General features: G+C 58.6%; 13 protein-coding genes. 9 read left to right on the top strand and 4 right to left on the bottom strand.

Annotated features, from left to right (window positions below; translation table 11 throughout):
- Positions 1-60 precede the first annotated feature (60 nt).
- From IDH45_RS05445 to IDH45_RS05435, 3 genes are all read right to left on the bottom strand, one after another.
- A complete protein-coding gene (locus IDH45_RS05445; RefSeq protein WP_190925472.1) occupies positions 61-1,857 on the bottom strand; it encodes a glycoside hydrolase family 2 protein in 1,797 nt (598 codons plus the stop codon).
- A gap of 157 nt (positions 1,858-2,014) precedes the next feature.
- Positions 2,015-2,953 carry an ArsR/SmtB family transcription factor gene (locus IDH45_RS05440; protein WP_190925470.1) on the bottom strand — a complete coding sequence of 313 codons (939 nt, stop codon included), beginning with the start codon at positions 2,951-2,953 and terminating at the stop codon, positions 2,015-2,017.
- A 186-nt stretch (positions 2,954-3,139) separates the two neighbouring features.
- Positions 3,140-3,799: a FadR/GntR family transcriptional regulator gene (locus tag IDH45_RS05435; protein ID WP_190925468.1), complete on the bottom strand. Its 660-nt coding sequence runs from the start codon at positions 3,797-3,799 to the stop codon at positions 3,140-3,142.
- 344 nt (positions 3,800-4,143) lie between these two features.
- Between IDH45_RS05435 and IDH45_RS05430 the strand changes: the two genes are divergently transcribed.
- The 8 genes from IDH45_RS05430 (at position 4,144) to IDH45_RS05395 (ending at position 12,834) form a co-directional block, all read left to right on the top strand.
- Entirely contained in the window at positions 4,144-5,352 is a 1,209-nt protein-coding gene (locus IDH45_RS05430) for a threonine synthase (RefSeq protein ID WP_190925466.1), read from the top strand.
- Between the two features lie 153 nt (positions 5,353-5,505).
- Positions 5,506-6,519, top strand: coding sequence for a Gfo/Idh/MocA family protein (locus tag IDH45_RS05425; RefSeq protein ID WP_190925464.1), 1,014 nt, complete (start codon positions 5,506-5,508; stop codon positions 6,517-6,519).
- A complete protein-coding gene (locus IDH45_RS05420; protein ID WP_190925462.1) occupies positions 6,516-7,253 on the top strand; it encodes an MBL fold metallo-hydrolase in 738 nt (245 codons plus the stop codon). Before IDH45_RS05425 ends, IDH45_RS05420 begins: the two co-directional genes overlap by 4 nt.
- 119 nt (positions 7,254-7,372) lie before the next feature.
- Positions 7,373-8,476, top strand: a complete 1,104-nt coding sequence (locus tag IDH45_RS05415; RefSeq protein WP_190925460.1) for a succinylglutamate desuccinylase/aspartoacylase family protein — start codon at positions 7,373-7,375, stop codon at positions 8,474-8,476.
- A 43-nt stretch (positions 8,477-8,519) separates the two neighbouring features.
- On the top strand, positions 8,520-9,449 hold the full coding sequence (locus IDH45_RS05410) for a dihydrodipicolinate synthase family protein (RefSeq protein WP_190925459.1): 930 nt from the start codon (positions 8,520-8,522) through the stop codon (positions 9,447-9,449).
- Between the two features lie 39 nt (positions 9,450-9,488).
- Positions 9,489-10,289, top strand: coding sequence for an SDR family NAD(P)-dependent oxidoreductase (locus tag IDH45_RS05405; RefSeq protein WP_223836411.1), 801 nt, complete (start codon positions 9,489-9,491; stop codon positions 10,287-10,289).
- A 270-nt stretch (positions 10,290-10,559) separates the two neighbouring features.
- Positions 10,560-11,351 carry a phytanoyl-CoA dioxygenase family protein gene (locus tag IDH45_RS05400; RefSeq protein ID WP_190925457.1) on the top strand — a complete coding sequence of 264 codons (792 nt, stop codon included), beginning with the start codon at positions 10,560-10,562 and terminating at the stop codon, positions 11,349-11,351.
- Between the two features lie 34 nt (positions 11,352-11,385).
- Positions 11,386-12,834, top strand: coding sequence for a Sapep family Mn(2+)-dependent dipeptidase (locus tag IDH45_RS05395; protein WP_190925455.1), 1,449 nt, complete (start codon positions 11,386-11,388; stop codon positions 12,832-12,834).
- A gap of 539 nt (positions 12,835-13,373) precedes the next feature.
- Here the strand turns inward: IDH45_RS05395 and IDH45_RS05390 are convergent.
- On the bottom strand, positions 13,374-14,447 hold the full coding sequence (locus tag IDH45_RS05390) for a M42 family metallopeptidase (RefSeq protein WP_190925453.1): 1,074 nt from the start codon (positions 14,445-14,447) through the stop codon (positions 13,374-13,376).
- Between the two features lie 180 nt (positions 14,448-14,627).
- On the opposite strand from IDH45_RS05390, the gene IDH45_RS05385 reads away from it, so the two are divergent.
- Positions 14,628-16,349 (top strand): putative polysaccharide biosynthesis protein, encoded by a 1,722-nt coding sequence (locus tag IDH45_RS05385; RefSeq protein WP_190925452.1) that lies wholly within the window; start codon positions 14,628-14,630, stop codon positions 16,347-16,349.
- Positions 16,350-16,445: the final 96 nt, after the last annotated feature.

Raw genomic sequence — 16,445 nt, 5'->3', positions numbered from 1 at the left:
AGGGCAGGGACTGCCTTTGGCGTTTGTACCGGTTCTACTTGTACGGAATCTAGTCCGTTATTACAGCTCCGGCAGCTTCCCTTGATTAATCTGCCGGATGACGTCCAGCGGGAGCTTCGGTTTGCGGTCGTAGGTGAGCAGGCCGTTTTTCTCCTGTTCGACGTCCGTCAGCTGCGTGTAACAGTAGCCTTGTACGACCGGGCTTTGCAGCAGCGGATGAACGACGTCGGCCAGCCTGCGGGCGAAGTCGGCTTCGTCTTTGGCGCCGGAATATCCCCAGCCGTCCTCGTTCGCCTGCTTAAAGGCGATCCCGCCGAATTCGGTGACCAGAATCGGCTCGCCTCCGTAGGCGAAACCGCCGGCAAAAATCGCCCGCCCGGCCGGAACGGCCGAGACCGCTTGGTCCGCCGAGCTGTAACGTTCGGCAAGCACCTCGCGTCTCCATTCATAGTCATGGATGGTGCACAGGTCGGTGGTGGCGTGCTCCCAACCGTCATTGGATACGACAGGCCGGGTGACATCCAGCGATTTGGTCAAATAATACATCGCCTTGGCATGCATCTGCTGCTGGTTGTCGTGGGCGATGTTCGGGACGCCCCAGCTTTCGTTGAGAGGCACCCAGGCGACGACGCAAGGATGGTTGTAATCCCGCTCCACGGCTTCCGTCCATTCAGCGGTCATGCGCCGAACATACGTTTCCGAATACATGTACGAATTGGCCATCTCGCCCCAAACGAGCAGACCGAGCTTGTCGCACCAATACAAGTAGCGGGGATCTTCCACCTTCTGATGCTTGCGCGCGCCGTTAAAGCCCATTGCTTTGGTCGCCTCCACATCGTAACGGAGCGCCTCGTCCGTCGGCGCGGTCAGCAGACCGTCCGGGAAGTACCCTTGGTCGAGCACCAGCTTCATGAAGCAGGGGCGGTTGTTGAGCAGCAGCTTCCCGTTATCGATCGAGATTTTGCGCATGCCGAAATAACTTTTGACCACGTCTACCGGCTGACCGTCCTGGATCAGCTCGAAGGTGACGTCGTACAGCTGCGGATTTTGCGGACTCCACCAGCGACCGGAATCGTGTCCGTATTTATCGGTCAGAACGATGCTGCGGGACTCCGCTTCGCGGCGCATGCTGAACAGATCTTCTGCGACAAGCTCCCCTTTAAACGAAATCGTCGTCCGTACCGCAAGCGAACTCAACACCGGATCTCCGGCCGTATAAGGATGAGAGAGATCGAACTGCAGATGAATGCGGTTATGGTCGATATCCGGTGTCATACGGACCCGTCTCAGGTGGGCGGGAGCGACCGCCTCCAGCCATACCGTCTGCCAGATGCCCGTCGTGCGTGTATAAAAGATGCCTTCCGAGCGGTCCTTCCAATACTGCTTGCCCCGGGGAAGCGAAACGTCGCGGCTGTAGTCCTGCGCGCGAACGACGACTGTGTTGCTCCCCGAGCTTGTAACGTAATCGGTAATATCCGCTTGAAACGGCGTATGGCCCCCGCTGTGTACAGCTGCGAGCTGACCGTTCACCCATACCTGGGCCTCATAGTCGACAGCGCCGAAATGAAGGTTCACCCGCTTGCCGGCAAAGGAATCCGGCAGCTTGAATGTACGCCGGTACCATACGATATCGTGGATATCGGGATCGCCGATGCCGCTAAGCTTGCTCTGGAAGCAGTAAGGAACAGTGATCGTTCGGGTCAGCGGCTTGCCCACACCGGCGTACCACTTCTCCCGCACACCTTCGTCACGGTCGTCGTAGTCAAATTCCCATTGGCCGTTTAAATTCAGCCAGTCGCTGCGTTCAAATTGAGGGCGGGGATATTCCGGACGGGGAATGGCCGGGTGCTGGTTCATCGTTCATCTCTCCTTAATATTAATAATATATGTAGTAAAACAATTAAAATTGAGGTAAATGGTGCAGAAGGGAGCACGCTCCAGTCTGCAATCGATCTGTTGCGGCACAGCGGACGGGCGGAGTGTGCCGGAGGAAATGTTGTTGCGAACCTTTTCCTTACGAGTGTCCGGATTTGTGCGGTTTGTAATCGAACCGGACGAGCAGATCCTGTTCGTAGTTGCCGAATTTGCTGCCGAACAGGTTCAATCCGCCGATGTTGGCGGCATCCGGCAGGACGCCGATCCGCAGCGCAAAGGCGGGGCTGTCGTGAATGCCGAGCTGGTCTACGGTTACGTCGGATAAACGCCGGCCGTCGATATAGCTTCCGTTCTCATCGACCTTCCACTTTTTTAGCAAACCGTACTGCGTATTTCTCAAATCCCACCAGGGCGGGTTCAGAAGCCCGGGCTCGCCGCCGAAGTCACCCGGACTTAAATAAGTGCCGAGTTCGACGCCGTTGATCGATACGGTGATGTCGGAAGGCCAGTTCGCATTGTACAAGGGAGCTTCCGAGCACAGCTCCATGGAAATCTCGAGGCCGGTCAGCCGGGCGTCATAGGGCACTTTATTCGGAATCTGGTATTGAACATATCCTTGCCGGAACCAGAGCAGCTGAGCTCCGGCTTTGTCCGGCTCATAAAAGCTGCGGGGATCGTCCAGATAGCCGATAATGCTTTTGTCGCTGACGAGTCCGCACGTCGGGCGCACCTCGCATTCGGAGTACAGGCCGATCGGCATGTGGACGTATCGGGCCGCCTCCTCGGCGGGCGAGCCTCCCGGCTTCAGCTCTACGACGAGCTGATCGAACTGCGACGAGCAAACTTTCTGAAAGCCGCGAACGCCGGGCATCAGTTCGGTTTTGATCAGATTCGCCTCTTCCAGCTTCTTGATGTTTACGGTTGCCGTGGAGGAAGGGAGACCGAACATGTCGGCGATTTCATTGACGTTCATGTCGGCCTTCTGAATTTGCTTAAAGATGTCCAGCCGGGATTCGTTCGATAACGCTTTGGCGATCTCGATAAATTCGTCAACCGATACTTTCAGAACACGGGACATGGGGGATAAGTCCTTTCGATGCGATTGGTTCAATAAAAGTTGTTAATGTTCAATAAAAATATAACTCGCTCTACATACAGAGTCAATAGAAAAACGTCCGCCTGAACCGGCAAATTACCGCGTGCCCGGGATGTGGGTGGGAGCGTCGTCTATCAGAGCCCGGGATGTGCGTAGGAACGTTGTCTATCAGAGCCCGAGATGCTCGCGCAATAGCGCTTTCGCTTCGAGTGCCTTGCCTTCCCGCAGGAGACGGATATACCGCGAATGCTGCTCATAGATGGCGGCAGCGTGCGACCGGTCAGTCCCCGTGGAGGCGGCCGCTTGCCGGATGAACAGCTCGGCTAACGAAGTGAAGGAGCTGTTGAGCAGAGGTTGAACGACGGCAAGATGAAGATTCACGTCCGCCTCGGTTTGCCGGGATTCGGAGCCGGCGCTTGAAGCCCACTCTTCGTTTAGACGTTCCAGCTCTGCAAACGGAATGTTTCTGCCCTGCTCCAGCACGGCATCAACCGCGGATGCTTCCAGCAGGTAGCGGATTTCGAGCAGCTCCCGGCCGCCTTTCCGGTTCAGCTGTGCGGCGAACGACAGCTGTTCCAGAAGCGGACTAAGGCTGTTGGCCGAGATGAACGCGCCTTCGCCATGGCGAATTTCGAGAATTCCCGCGCTTTCCAGCGAACGCAGCGCTTCTCTGAGGATGGCGCGGCTTACTTTCATCGTCTGCGACAGCTCCCGTTCGGCGGGCAGCTTGTCTCCGGGGGCGATGTTATGCTCGACGATATATTGTTTTAGTTTGTGGACCACTAGTTTACTGAGCGTATAGCGCTCTGCTGTTTCGATCGGTTTCATCCGGTTAACTCCTTTTCTATGATTAGGTTAGGGAATCTGGTCAGACCACGATTTTATAGACATCGTATTCGTTTTCGATTAACTTGTCAATGAAGCGGCTTCAGCGGAATCCGTCATTCATTTGCGATAAAATTGGTTGACACCGGTAAAGCGAACCCCCTATAGTAGTAAGTGAATATAAGATGGTCCAACCATCGATTATTAGTAGTTTCGGATGGTTAAAGTTGCTGTGTAGGGGAAGTTGTTCGGTCGCGATTATGCGTACGAGCGGGCTTATCGTTTGAAAGGTTGCAAAGAATTATATATGGTCTAACCATAATATATTTATGCAAGGGGAGAAACCGATGATGAAGACAGCTCGCTGCTGGGAATGCGGCCGTACGACAACGGATATGCGGCTGTATGCATGCCCTGATTGCGGCGGTATTTTGATGCTGCAATATGAGGGGGTTACAGAATCTTGGAAAGACGACGGACAGCCCGGGTTGTGGAAATACCATCGGCTGCTGCCGGATGTTCCGGAGGCTTGCCGGCTTTACTTGGGCGAAGGAGCGACTCCGCTCATACCCAGCCGCAGACTGGCGAAACGGCTGAAGGTGGGCGAGCTTTATTTCAAGCTGGAGGGAGGCAATCCTACCGGATCGTACAAAGACCGCATAGCGGCTATAGGCGTATCGCGGGCGCTGGCGGGAGGGCGTTCGGCCTGCATCGGCACGACGTCGGGCAATGCGGGGGCGGCCGTTGCCGCTTATGCGGCGGGGGCGGGCATCCCGTACCACTTGTTCGTGCTGGAGCATATGGCGGAAGCGAAGCTGGCGCAAGTGCTCGCGTATGGAGCGAACGTTCGCAAAGTCAAACGGTTCGGAACGGACCCGGAAGTCGGCGACAAAGTGTTCGGCCGTATTTTCGAAGCGGCGCGGCTGAACGATTGGGAAGTGATGATTACGGCGTTCCGCTACAATACTTACGCGATGGAAGGAGTAAAGACGATATCCTTCGAGCTGGCCGAGCAGCTCCAAGCACCGCCTACCCGCGTATACGCCCCTGCAGGAGGAGCCGGTCTGTACGTCGGAATCTGGAAAGGGTTTGAGGAACTGCACGCCCTCGGAGCGATTCCGGTCAAACCTCATATGACCGCCGTCCAATCGGCGGGCTGCTCGAATATCGTCAGAGCGTATGAGGCAGGCGGGCGCACACCGGCCCCGGGACCTTCGACGTCGCTCATATCCGGTCTGCAGGTGCCGAATCCGCCCGACGGTACGATCGCCCTAGACATTATGGCGCGCGGAGACGGCTCCGCTCTGGCGGTGGAGGATGAGGAGATCTGGGAAGCTCAACGGCTGCTGGCCGAGGAAGAGGGGATTTTCGGCGAACCGGCCGCAGCGGTTTCGCTGGCCGGACTGATCCGCCGGTGCCGCGAACAGGGCGGACTTCCGGACGAACGGGCCGTCTGCGTTATTACCGGCGTCGGGTTCAAGGATGGCAACCGGCTGCTCGACATGGTCGCGCACAAGCATGTACCGTTGCTTGAGGTGGAGCGCTTGGACATATGACCTGCCGGACGAGTCGGAGTAACCTGGCGTATGCCTGAACTTATATGGTGAGTTGATCGTGAGTTTTGGCGGTTGCTCCAACCGGGTTCCAGACAAGGGAGCAGCTCTGACTTTGTTAGGATCATGAGCGAATTAAAGAAGGATGGGATCTAAATGGGAGCCATACGGTTAGCGATCGTCGGGCTGGGCCGGTTCGCCCTGGCGCATGCCCGGATCTGGTCGCAAATGGAACACATTGAAGTCGTTGCGGTATGCGACCGCAATCCGGAGACGTTCGGCCCGTTTAGGGCGATGTTCCCCGAAGCCCGCTGTTATACGGATTGGAAAGAGCTGATCGACCGGGAATCCCCGGATGCGGTCGATGTGCTGACGCCCGAACATTTGCACGCCGAGCCGGTTTTGCATGCGATCCGGTCCGGGGCGCACGTCTTTGTAGAGAAGCCGCTCGCTTCCGCGCCGGAGGAGGCGGAGACGATGATTCGGGCCGCCGGGCAGCATGGCCGGATTTTAATGACGGGACACGTGCTCCGCTTCGACGCCAGATATACCGAGGCCAAATCCCGCATCCTGCGGGGCGAGACAGGACCGATCCGCTCGATTTACGCCAAGCGGAACAATGGTAAAAAATTCTTTTCCATCTATAACCGGATTTCTCCCGTATTCATACTCGGTATACACGATATCGATCTGATGCACTGGCTGTTTGAGGATGACGTTATCGAGGTAACGGCCATCCGTTCGGCATCCGGTCATCCTACGGAAGATCTGATCTGGGCGATGCTGAAGTTCGCGCGAGGCGGGATCGGCATATTGGAGAACAACTGGCTGCTGCCGGACGGGGCGGCTTCCCCTGCGGACGTGCGGACCGAGATTACGGGAGAGCTCGGCAGTCTCATTATCCGCGATCCGGAACGCGGGATCGATTACATCGGCAGCTCGTCGGCCGAACAGCCGGCGCTGCTGACCGGATGCGAGGTGCACGGCCGGGTGGAAGGGCCGCTTGTCCGGGAACTGGAGCATTTTGCGCACTGCGTGCGTCTGGGACGCCCGTCCGACATTCTCCGCCCGTCCGACGCCTGGAAGGCGGTTCGCGTAGCGGACGCTGTCCGACAGTCCGCCCGGGAAGGCTGTCCGGTACGGCTGACTCCGGCAGCGAATCCCTTATGAAGCTGACCGGACGTGTGCGGGTGGTAGGAGGAGGCGGACTCGGATACGGACTAAGCAGCTATTACGACTGTAACGTTTATGCGCTCGACTGCGGCAACGGCGAATACACCTTGATCGACGCCGGCTCGGGGATCGAGCCGGAGCTGCTGCTGCGCAGGCTGGAGGAGGACGGGATTGCTCCGGAGCGCGTCACGCGCCTGCTGCTGACGCACGGTCACGCGGATCATGCAGGCGGCGCGGGGGCGATCCGCGAACGGCTTGGCGTTGAGGTCGTCGCCGCGGAGGAGACGGCCCGCATGGTGGAGCTCGGCGACGAGGTCCGCACGTCGCTTGCGGAGGCGAGAGCCAGCGGGACGTATCCGCCGTGGTACCGGCTCCGGCCTTGCCGGATCGACCGGACTGTGGCGGCTGGCGACAAGATAACCGCAGGCGATCTGTCTTTGCAGGTCATAGCGGCGCCCGGGCACAGCTTCGATATGGTTTGTTATTATTGCCCGGAGCTGAAGGCGCTGTTCTCGGCGGATGCCGTCTTTGCCGGAGGCAAGCTGGCGGTGATCCGGACGCCGGATTTCTCGCTGGACGCGTACAGGCAGACGATAACCGGGCTGAGCAAGCTCGAGGTCGAGCAGCTGTTTCCGGGCCACGGCTATGCCGTCACCGAGCGCGGGGGTGAGGATGTCGCGGCTGCGCACAGGCGGTTCCGGGAAGGGGTGGCGCCGCAAAGCATCGTATGAGGCGGCGTGTGAAGCGTCGGCCGGAGTCCCTCGGTACGGTGCGCCGCATAAGGAAGTTACGTTGCCTTGGCAGCTGTGCCTCAAAATTACGAATGAACGCAGAAGAGGGGATAAGACCGATGACGATTCGGATGGAGCTTCAGCACTATGAAGCGAAGGCGGTTTGCCGGGGGGCGAAGCGTTACCTGGAATGTATGGTAGACATCGGCTTGGACGAGCCGCTGGCGCTCCCGGTGCTGCAAGTGGACGGAGCGGAGGCGGGGCCGGTTCTGCTCGTGCTGGCTGCCGTTCACGGAGACGAATACGAGGGCGTGGAGACGGTGCTGCGGTTATACCGCAGCTTACGACCGGGACACCTTGCCGGGTCAGTCATTATGATTCCTGCCGCCAATCTGCTTGCGTACCGGGGAGGCACGCGGATCACGCCGGAGGACGGCGTCAATATGGCGCGGGCTTTTCCCGGCAATCCGCACGGCACTCCGACGGAGCGGCTTGCTTATCAATTGCATCACCGTTTTATTGCTCAAGCTGACTTCCTGCTCGATCTGCACAGCGGAGGAGTGCATTACGCCGTATCCACGCTCGTCGGCTATTACGAGAACGAAGCGTCCGAGACCGGCAGGCGCAGCCGGGCGGCGGCCGAGGCGTTCGGCGCGGAGCTGCTGTGGGCGCATACGGACATCGCTCCCGGAAGGAGCGTGTCGTCGGCGCTGTCGCTGGGCGTGCCTTGGCTGTATACGGAAGCTTACGGCGGACGGCGAATCCGGCGCGAGGATGCGGAACTGTTTTACGCCGGCGCGTACCGGCTGATGCGGCATCTGGGGATGCTTGGAGAGTCGGCTGACGAAACGGACGAAGCGGACAAAACCGGATATCAAGCCGGGGCTCACACGGAACAGGCGGTTCAAATTCAAGTGCCGGCTCCTACCGGAGCGAGGCAGGCCGGACGGCGCCCGCCTACGCGGATTTACGGGGACGGCAATTTCGACGGCTCCGAGACGGCCGGAGCGGACGGTTTTTTTATACCTGCCATTTCATTAAATACAATCGTTCGCGCCGGGGACAAAATCGGGGCCGTATGCCGGCTCGACGGCCTGGAGCTGCAGGAGGTCCGGGCATCGCGCGGCGGGATGGTCGTGATGCTGGCGGGAAGTCCGCCGGTACGGGCGGGCGATCCTCTATATATGCTTGCCGGGACGGAACCGTCGGTGTCGCCGGAGTAAACGATGGAGGGCGGGCAGCCCGTTCCTATTAGGAGGTTAATCCATGTCCACCTATGATTTGACGAAATATGAAGGCGTATTTGTAGCGATGAATTCCTGCTACGACGAGTTCGGCGAAGTGAACCCATCGGCGGCGAAAAAGCTGACCCGCTTTCTGCTCGACAAAGGGGTAAGCGGTCTATACGTAGGCGGCAGTACGGGAGAAGGGCTGATCCAAAGCGTGGAGGAGCGCAAACGGATGCTCGAGGCGGTGATGGAGGAGGCGCGCGGCCAGGCGGTCGTTATCGCCCATATCGGAGCGGCGAATACGAGGGACAGCGTGGAGCTGGCACGTCATGCCGAGCGGACCGGAGCGGACGCTTTGTCGTCGGTCGCCCCGTTTTATTACCGGGTGAGCGACAAGGCCGTCAAGCAGCATTGGAACGCGATGATCGACAGCACGGAGCTGCCGTTTATCATATACCATATTCCGTCGACGACCGGATTCCACTTAAGCGCTTCTGTACTGCAAGAAATGAAGCAAAACCCGAAAGTAATCGGCGTGAAAATTACGACGTCCTCCACCTACGAGCTTCAGCAATTTAAAGCAGTCGGCGGCGATCGGTTCGTCGTATTCAACGGTCCGGACGAACAATATCTCGCCGGCAGAATGATGGGCGCAAACGCCGGAATCGGCGGCACCTACGGGGTGATGCCCGAGCTGTTCGTCGCGCTGGAGCGTCAGATCCGGGTCGGGAAGCTGGAGGAAGCCTTGTCGCTGCAGGTCCGGATCAACGAGATCATTACCCGGATGCTGGAGCTGCCGATTTACGGAGCGCTTAAGGAGCTTATCAAGCGGCGCGGCATCGATTGCGGCGGGGTGAGAGCTCCGCTCGAACAGGTGACCGGCGAGCACGAACGGCAGCTCGACGAGCTGTACAACCGGATTATGCAAGCTGTGGGCGAGTGTGGGAAGCTCCAGCTCCAGGGATAATCGAAACGGCGAAAACAGCCATTTAAGGGGCGATGGGAAATGGACGTAATGAACATGTTCGGATTAAGCGGCAAAGTAGCGGTCGTAACCGGGGGAGCCGGTCTGTACGGCGCCTCCATCTCGGAAGCGCTCTGCGAGGCGGGGGCGACTGTGCTGATCGCTTCCCGAAGCAGGGAGCGGTGCGAGGAGGAAGCGGCCAAGCTTCGCGGGCGGGGGTATCGCGCCGAGGGAATGCGGCTTGATATGGCCGACGAGATCAGCATCGGCTCCTTCACGGCGGAGACGGCGGACCGGCACGGGAGGATCGACGTTCTGATCAACAATTCGGTGTCCCGGACCGGGCTCGCCGATATCGAGCAGACGACCTCCGAAGGCTGGACGGAAGCGCAGCGCGTGAACGGGCTCGGGCTGATGCTGCTGACCCAAGCGGTCGTTGCCCGGATGCGGGAGCAGGGCGGCGGAACGATCATTAACATCGCGTCCATCCAGGGCGTTCTGGGACCCCATTTTCCAGTATACGGCGAAACCGGCATGACGAGCGGGATCGAGTATACGTATGCGAAGTGGGGGATGGTCGGGATGACGAAGTGGCTGGCCAACTATTACGGAAAATACGGTATCCGCGTCAATTGCATCAGTCCGGGCGGCTACAATCCGGTAGGCACGGATCGCGAGATTCGGGTGGAGGAATTCGTGCGAAATTATGTCGAACGCACGCCGCTCGGAAGGATGGCGAACGAGACGGACATTAAAGGGGCTATCGTTTATCTCGCTTCTGATGCATCCCGCTATGTGACCGGCCACAATTTGATTGTAGACGGAGGCTGGAGCAACTGGTAGGGAGCCAGCCAAAGCTTCTATAGTGGAGCTGAATCGGAATGGACGTTTTTTTCATTCGTGAAACATATATAATTGGTACCGGAACACGGCGGAAATCATTTTTCGTCCAAAGGGATGTTTTCCGCGCGTTGCAGCTTATACCCAGGGTGACCGATGCGAATCGGATACACCCTATTTTGCGTGAAATCGACCAAGTCCGTATGCCGGCTCTCCCCTTACAATAAAGTCGTAACCGAACAGAATCCATTCCTTTCGAAGGGGAGACGTCATATGAGTACAACGATGGAACAGACGATACTGACGGACGAACAGATCCGTTTCTACAGGGAGAACGGCTTTGTCCAGGTGGACGGCGTGCTGAACGCAGAGGAGCTTGAGGAATTGCGCGAGTATTTGGGTGAAGCGATGCAGGCCGATCAAGACAATTCGTTTTCTACGGACAAAGAGGGCGGAGCATATTACCGCGTCTTGAACCAGAAGGTGAACACGTGGCGCGATCACGGCGGTATGGCCAAATACGTGCTCCATCCGCGCTTTGCCGGGCTGGCCAAGCAACTGACGGGGGCGTCCGCGATCCGGCTGTTCCATGACCATGCGCTGTACAAAATGCCGGGCGATTCCAAGCCGACGCCGTGGCATCAGGATATGCCGTATTGGCCGATGAACGAGAAAGGCTCGCTGTCGATCTGGATTACTTTGGACGATGTGGATGAGCGCAACGGCTGCATGATGTTCGTTCCCGGCTCGCAAAAAGCCGGCAAGCTGAAAGGAATCGATTTCATCAATCCGCAGGATATCAAGGAATATGTGGAAGATCCCGAGATTGCCGCGAAACAGCCGGTCATCGTCCGGATGAAGGCCGGAAGCTGCACGTTCCATGACGGCCTGACGTTTCATTACGCGCATTCGAACCAGACCGACGCACCCCGCCGCGTTTTGGCGATTATTTATATGCCGGACGGCACGACCTATAGCGGTAAAGGCCATCCGGTCACGAACGGCGAGGCGTTGACGGCGGATCAGCCGATTCGCGGCCGTTTGTTCCCGGTGCTGGCCAAATAGGAACGGCAACCGACTACTTTCACGGAGGATACCGATGATGAATGATACGAACGGGAGTGTGCCCGTCCCCGTTTATACCGGCCCCATGAGCCGGTATAAGGATGACATTGTGCGGCATACGTGCGAGCTGATCCGAATCCGCAGCGTCAAGGAGCCGGAGCTGCCGGGCAAGCCGTTCGGTGAGGGGAACTGGCGCGCGCTCGACTATATGCTGAAGCTGGCCGAATCGATGGGATTTGCGGTCAGCCATACCGACGGCTACGCCGGTCACGCGGAATACGGCGCGGGGGAAGAGATTGCGGCCGTCCTGGTTCACCTGGATACGGTCCACGAGGGGGACGGATGGAACTACGACCCGTTCGGAGGCACGGTCGCGGACGGGCGCATATACGGGCGCGGGGCCGCGGACGATAAAGGGCCTGCTGTGGTCGCGCTGTACGCGCTGAAGGCGCTGAAGGATTCCGGATATGTGCCCCGTAAACGGGTCCGGGTTATTTTCGGAACGAACGAGGAGAGCGGGATGAAGGACTTGGATTATTATTTTGCCAAGGAGCCGCTGCCAAGCCTTGCCTTCGCCCCGGACGCCGGGTATCCGATCTACAACGTGGAGCTGGGCAACATGCTCGTCGCTTTCCGGTGGATGCGTACCGAGGTCGATCTGGCTGCGGGAAGCCGGGTGGCCGTGCTCTCTTTTAGCGGTGGCATTCCCATCGCGCTTATTCCGAAGGAAAGCGGTATTGTGCTTGGCGCTGAGGACGAGGAAGGCCGGAAGGAGCTTGGCCGGATTCGGGAAGCCGTCTCCGGCATGCCGAACATAACGGCGGCATGGGATGGGGAAGGGGGCGACCGGCTTCGTATTCAATCCGGAAGTCAGCCGGTTCAGGAAGCCGAAACCGGGACGGCGAATGCCGTCGTGAACCTGATGGCGGCCATGCGCACGGCGAATTGCAGGACGAATATGGACGGCCTGCTGCGCTTTTTACAGGAACGGATCGGACTGGAATCCAACGGTGCGTCGCTGGGCATCTCCTGCGAGGACGACGTGTCGGGCAAGCTCGTCGTATATGTGAAGCAGGTGACGACCGAGGAGGACCGGATTGTGACGGTAGTGAGCATCCGTTACCCGGTAACCCACAGCGGCGAGCGTGTGATCGAGACGGTTACGGAGCTGGCCGGTTCTTACGGACTGGAGACCGATGTCATCCGCCATCTGCATCCGGTCTATGTGAACCCGGATCATGAGGTGATCCGCCGCTTGAGCCGCGCCTACGAACGGGTAACCGGCGAAAAGGCGGAGCTGCTGCGTATGGGTGCCGGCACATACGCCCGCAAGCTTCGCAATAACGGAGTGGCGTTCGGCGCCGGACTGCGCGGCGGGGTGAATAACAATATCCATGCGGCCGACGAGTTCGTCGTCATCGAGGACCTGATGCGTCACGCCGATATTTGTTACCAGGGGCTGTACGAGATCGCTCAGGAGTAAGTGGAAGCGTGGCATGTAGAGCCAGCTGTAAAAACGATAAGACCGCAAGGCATCCGGAAAGTAGATTCCGGAACGCCTGCGGTCTTTTGACGGTTCTTTTTAAAGAAGCCAACTCCAGCGGCATAGCAAACCGTTGGCAGCAGCCGGTATTCGAGCCGTCGCGCCAACTGCGGCCGACAGAAGGAGATTAAGAGCGATTTGCACCCCTTATTTCGTTAGAAATCGGAGTTGTTGCGGAAATAAGAGCGGTTTGCAGCTCTTAAACTGGCCCTAATGAAGAATTTCCGCCAAAACGACCCGAATAGGAGGTACAAATCGCTCTTATCTCCCGGCAGCAGGATGCAGACTGACAAATAAGAGGTACAAACCGCTTCTATGGTGCCGACGCGGTAGAGATGTTGGACATGACTGGGCGTGCCGGGAGATCTAGACATGCCGGACACGACTGAGCGAGCTCGATATGCTAGACGCAATAGACATAGTAGATGCTTGAACCACCAGATCCGCCGCCTTGTACTCCTGGACAGGCGGGGCCGTTGCTAGGCAAAAGCGGTAATCGTATCGACCGTAGTGCGGTCCGTCGCCTGCACCAGCTTGACGATCAGCTCCTTGGCCGCGTCGTAATCGTCCGTATGAATCATCGTGGCCGCCGTATGGATATAACGCGCGGCGACACCGACTACGGCGGCGGGCACCCCGGTACCGCTCAGGTGGATTTTGCCCGCATCGGTCGCTCCTGGCGAGATGTAGTACTGGTAAGGAATCCGGTTCGTCTCGGCCGTATCGATAATAAACTCGACGAGCGTCCGGTTCGTGACGATCGCGCTGTCCAGAATGCGTACCGCCGCTCCGCGTCCAAGCTGTCCAAACGCCAGCTTATCCCCGCTGACGTCGCTGGCCGGTCCGGCCTCCAGCACGTAGCTGATATCCGGCTTGATGAGATTCACCGCGGTTTGGGCTCCCCGCATGCCCACTTCTTCCTGCACGGTAGCACCCGTATACAGCACGTTCGGATGCCGCTTGCCTTGCAGCTCCCGGGCCAGCTCGATGGCCAGTCCTACGCCGAAACGGTTGTCCCACGCTTTGGCGAGCAGCTTCTTCCCGTCGCCGAGCGGAGTGAACGGGCAGATCGGGACGATCGGCAGTCCCGGCCGAATGCCCATCGCGAGCACTTGTTCCCGGTTATCCGCGCCGACGTCGATAAACATCGCCGGGAAATCGACCGGCCGGCTTCGGTCGGCTTCGCTGAGAAAGTGGCGGGGGATCGACCCGACTACGCCGGTAACCGGCCCATTTTTCGCACAAATATGTACGCGCTGCGCCAGAATGACCTGATTCCACCAGCCTCCGAGCGGCTGAAAGCGGATCATGCCGTTATCCTGGATCGCCGTTACAATAAAGCCGACCTCGTCCATATGGCCGCTCACCATAACGACCGGTCCGTCCGGATCGCCGCGCATAACGCCGAACAAACTGCCGAGGCCGTCGGTCACAATTTCGTTCGTGATCGGTTCCAGCTGAGAACGAAGAAACCGGCGCACCTCGTCTTCGAAGCCGGGAGCTCCCGGCAGCTCAGTTAGCGTCTTAAACAGTTCCAATGTATCCCGTTCCATGGAATCCCACCTGCTTCTTTTCGTATGGTCATGCTAAGGCGGCCGGCTATTGGCTGTTGCCGATTCGTATGACCGGCATCGTGTCCGCCGCCCATCATCTCGTCTGCGCATCCTGTCTACCCCCAACCATAAACGTTGCCGATGCCGGTGTCAACACCAGCCAAACACCGGAGCGAAGCGATGTTTTCCGCAGCGACGGGTGAGATTGCATCCGAATCGGTGTATAATGATTCCGTTGTCTCTATTCATTACGATACGGAAGAAGGTAAGAGTTCTTTGTCCAAAGATTCGCTCATTAAAGGTACGATTATTTTGGCGGTCGCGGCATTGGTCGCCCGGGTGCTTGGAGCCGTGCAGCGCATTCCGCTCGTTTATTTGCTGGACGATGCCGGGATGGCGACGTATTCGATCGCCTTCAACATTTACATGATGCTGCTTGTCGTTGCGACGGCCGGCATCCCGAGCGCGCTCAGCAAGCTGGTGTCCGAGCGGACCGCGCTGGGGCAATACGAAGAGGCCGGGCGCATATACCGCGCCGCTATCTTATTCGCGCTCATCGCGGGAGCTGTCATGACGGTGCTGCTGTTCGCCGCCGCTCCTTATTATGCGCAGCATATGGCCAAAGACCCCGACGCCTCGCTGGCGATCCGCGCGCTGGCGCCGGCGCTGCTGCTGTTTCCGCTGATTGCGATTATGCGCGGGTACTTCCAGGGACGGCAGCGGATGGCGCCGAACGGCTTATCGCAAATCGTCGAGCAGATCGTCCGGCTTGCTGCAGCGATCGGTCTTGCCTTCCTGCTGCTCCAGATCGGCTGGGGCCACGTATGGGCCGTTGCCGGCGCTTCGTTCGGCGGCGTAGCCGGAAGCGTCGGAGCCGTACTGGTCATGCTGTATTATGCGATGAAGCTGAGAGGCGAAGACCGCAAGAGCGGGGAAGTGGGCAACCGCACCCCGTCGGCCGCTCCGCTCGGCTACGGCGACATTTATGCGCGAATATTCAAGCTGTCAGTGCCGATCGTGCTGTTCTCTCTGGCCGTTCCGCTCATTAACGCAATCGATTCGACGATCACGATCGGGCTGCTGCAGCCGGATCTGGCCTACGAAGCGGCGAAAGACGCGCTCGGCGTACTGGGCGGACGAGCCCAGTCTTTAGCGGGCATCCCGATCATTCTCGCGATCGCGCTCAGCCAGTCGACCGTCCCGGTCATCTCGGCGGCTTTCGCCAAAAAAGAGCAAACGACCGTGAACGCCCAGGCGTCCAAAGCGCTGTACATTTCCGTGCTGACCGGGCTTCCGCTCGTGCTGGCGATCTGTGCGGCGGCGCGTCCGATCAACATCTTCATGTTCGGAAACGATGAAGGAACCGGGATTATTATCCTGCTGACCGCGAGCGCGATCTTCCAGATCGTCATGCAGACATCCGGCGCCGTGCTGATGGGCATTGGGCAGATGCGGCCGCTTATCGTCCATGTCGGGATCGGCATCGTCGTCAAGCTGGCGTGCAGCTACCTGCTCGCCCCGGTATTCGGCATATACGGAATCATCACGGCTACGGCCTTATGTTTCATCGTGATGACCCAGTTGAACCTCGTCGTATTGCGCAGACATGTCGATTATACGATTCTCGGACGGAAATGGTACGGTCTGCTGCTGACGACCCTGATCGTAGTGGCAGCTGGCTTCGGGCTGGAGCAACTGGTCCACGCTTATGTCCAGCCTTTCGGATACCGGATGAGCGCGATGATAGGCGGAGCGATCGTAGGCATCGTCGTTCTGGCGGCCTACGCGGCGCTGTTGGCGCTAACCAAAGTGGTAACCGCTGAGGATGCCGCCCGATTCCCCGGACCGCTGCAAAAAGTATTGCGCAAATTCGTGAAAAACCGCAAACCGTCCAACGGATGATATTTGTAACTATAAATGAGCAAAAACGGATACAAAAAAAGACAGTTTGCTAAGCCAGTTTGAACTGCTCACAAACGACATGAAAAGGGATGCCGC

The organism is Paenibacillus oceani (assembly GCF_014705615.1).
In the GTDB taxonomy this organism is placed as follows: domain Bacteria; phylum Bacillota; class Bacilli; order Paenibacillales; family NBRC-103111; genus Paenibacillus_AB; species Paenibacillus_AB oceani.
The sequence above is the reverse complement of the archived record's forward strand: the minus strand, read 5'-3'. Positions and strand labels throughout refer to the sequence as shown.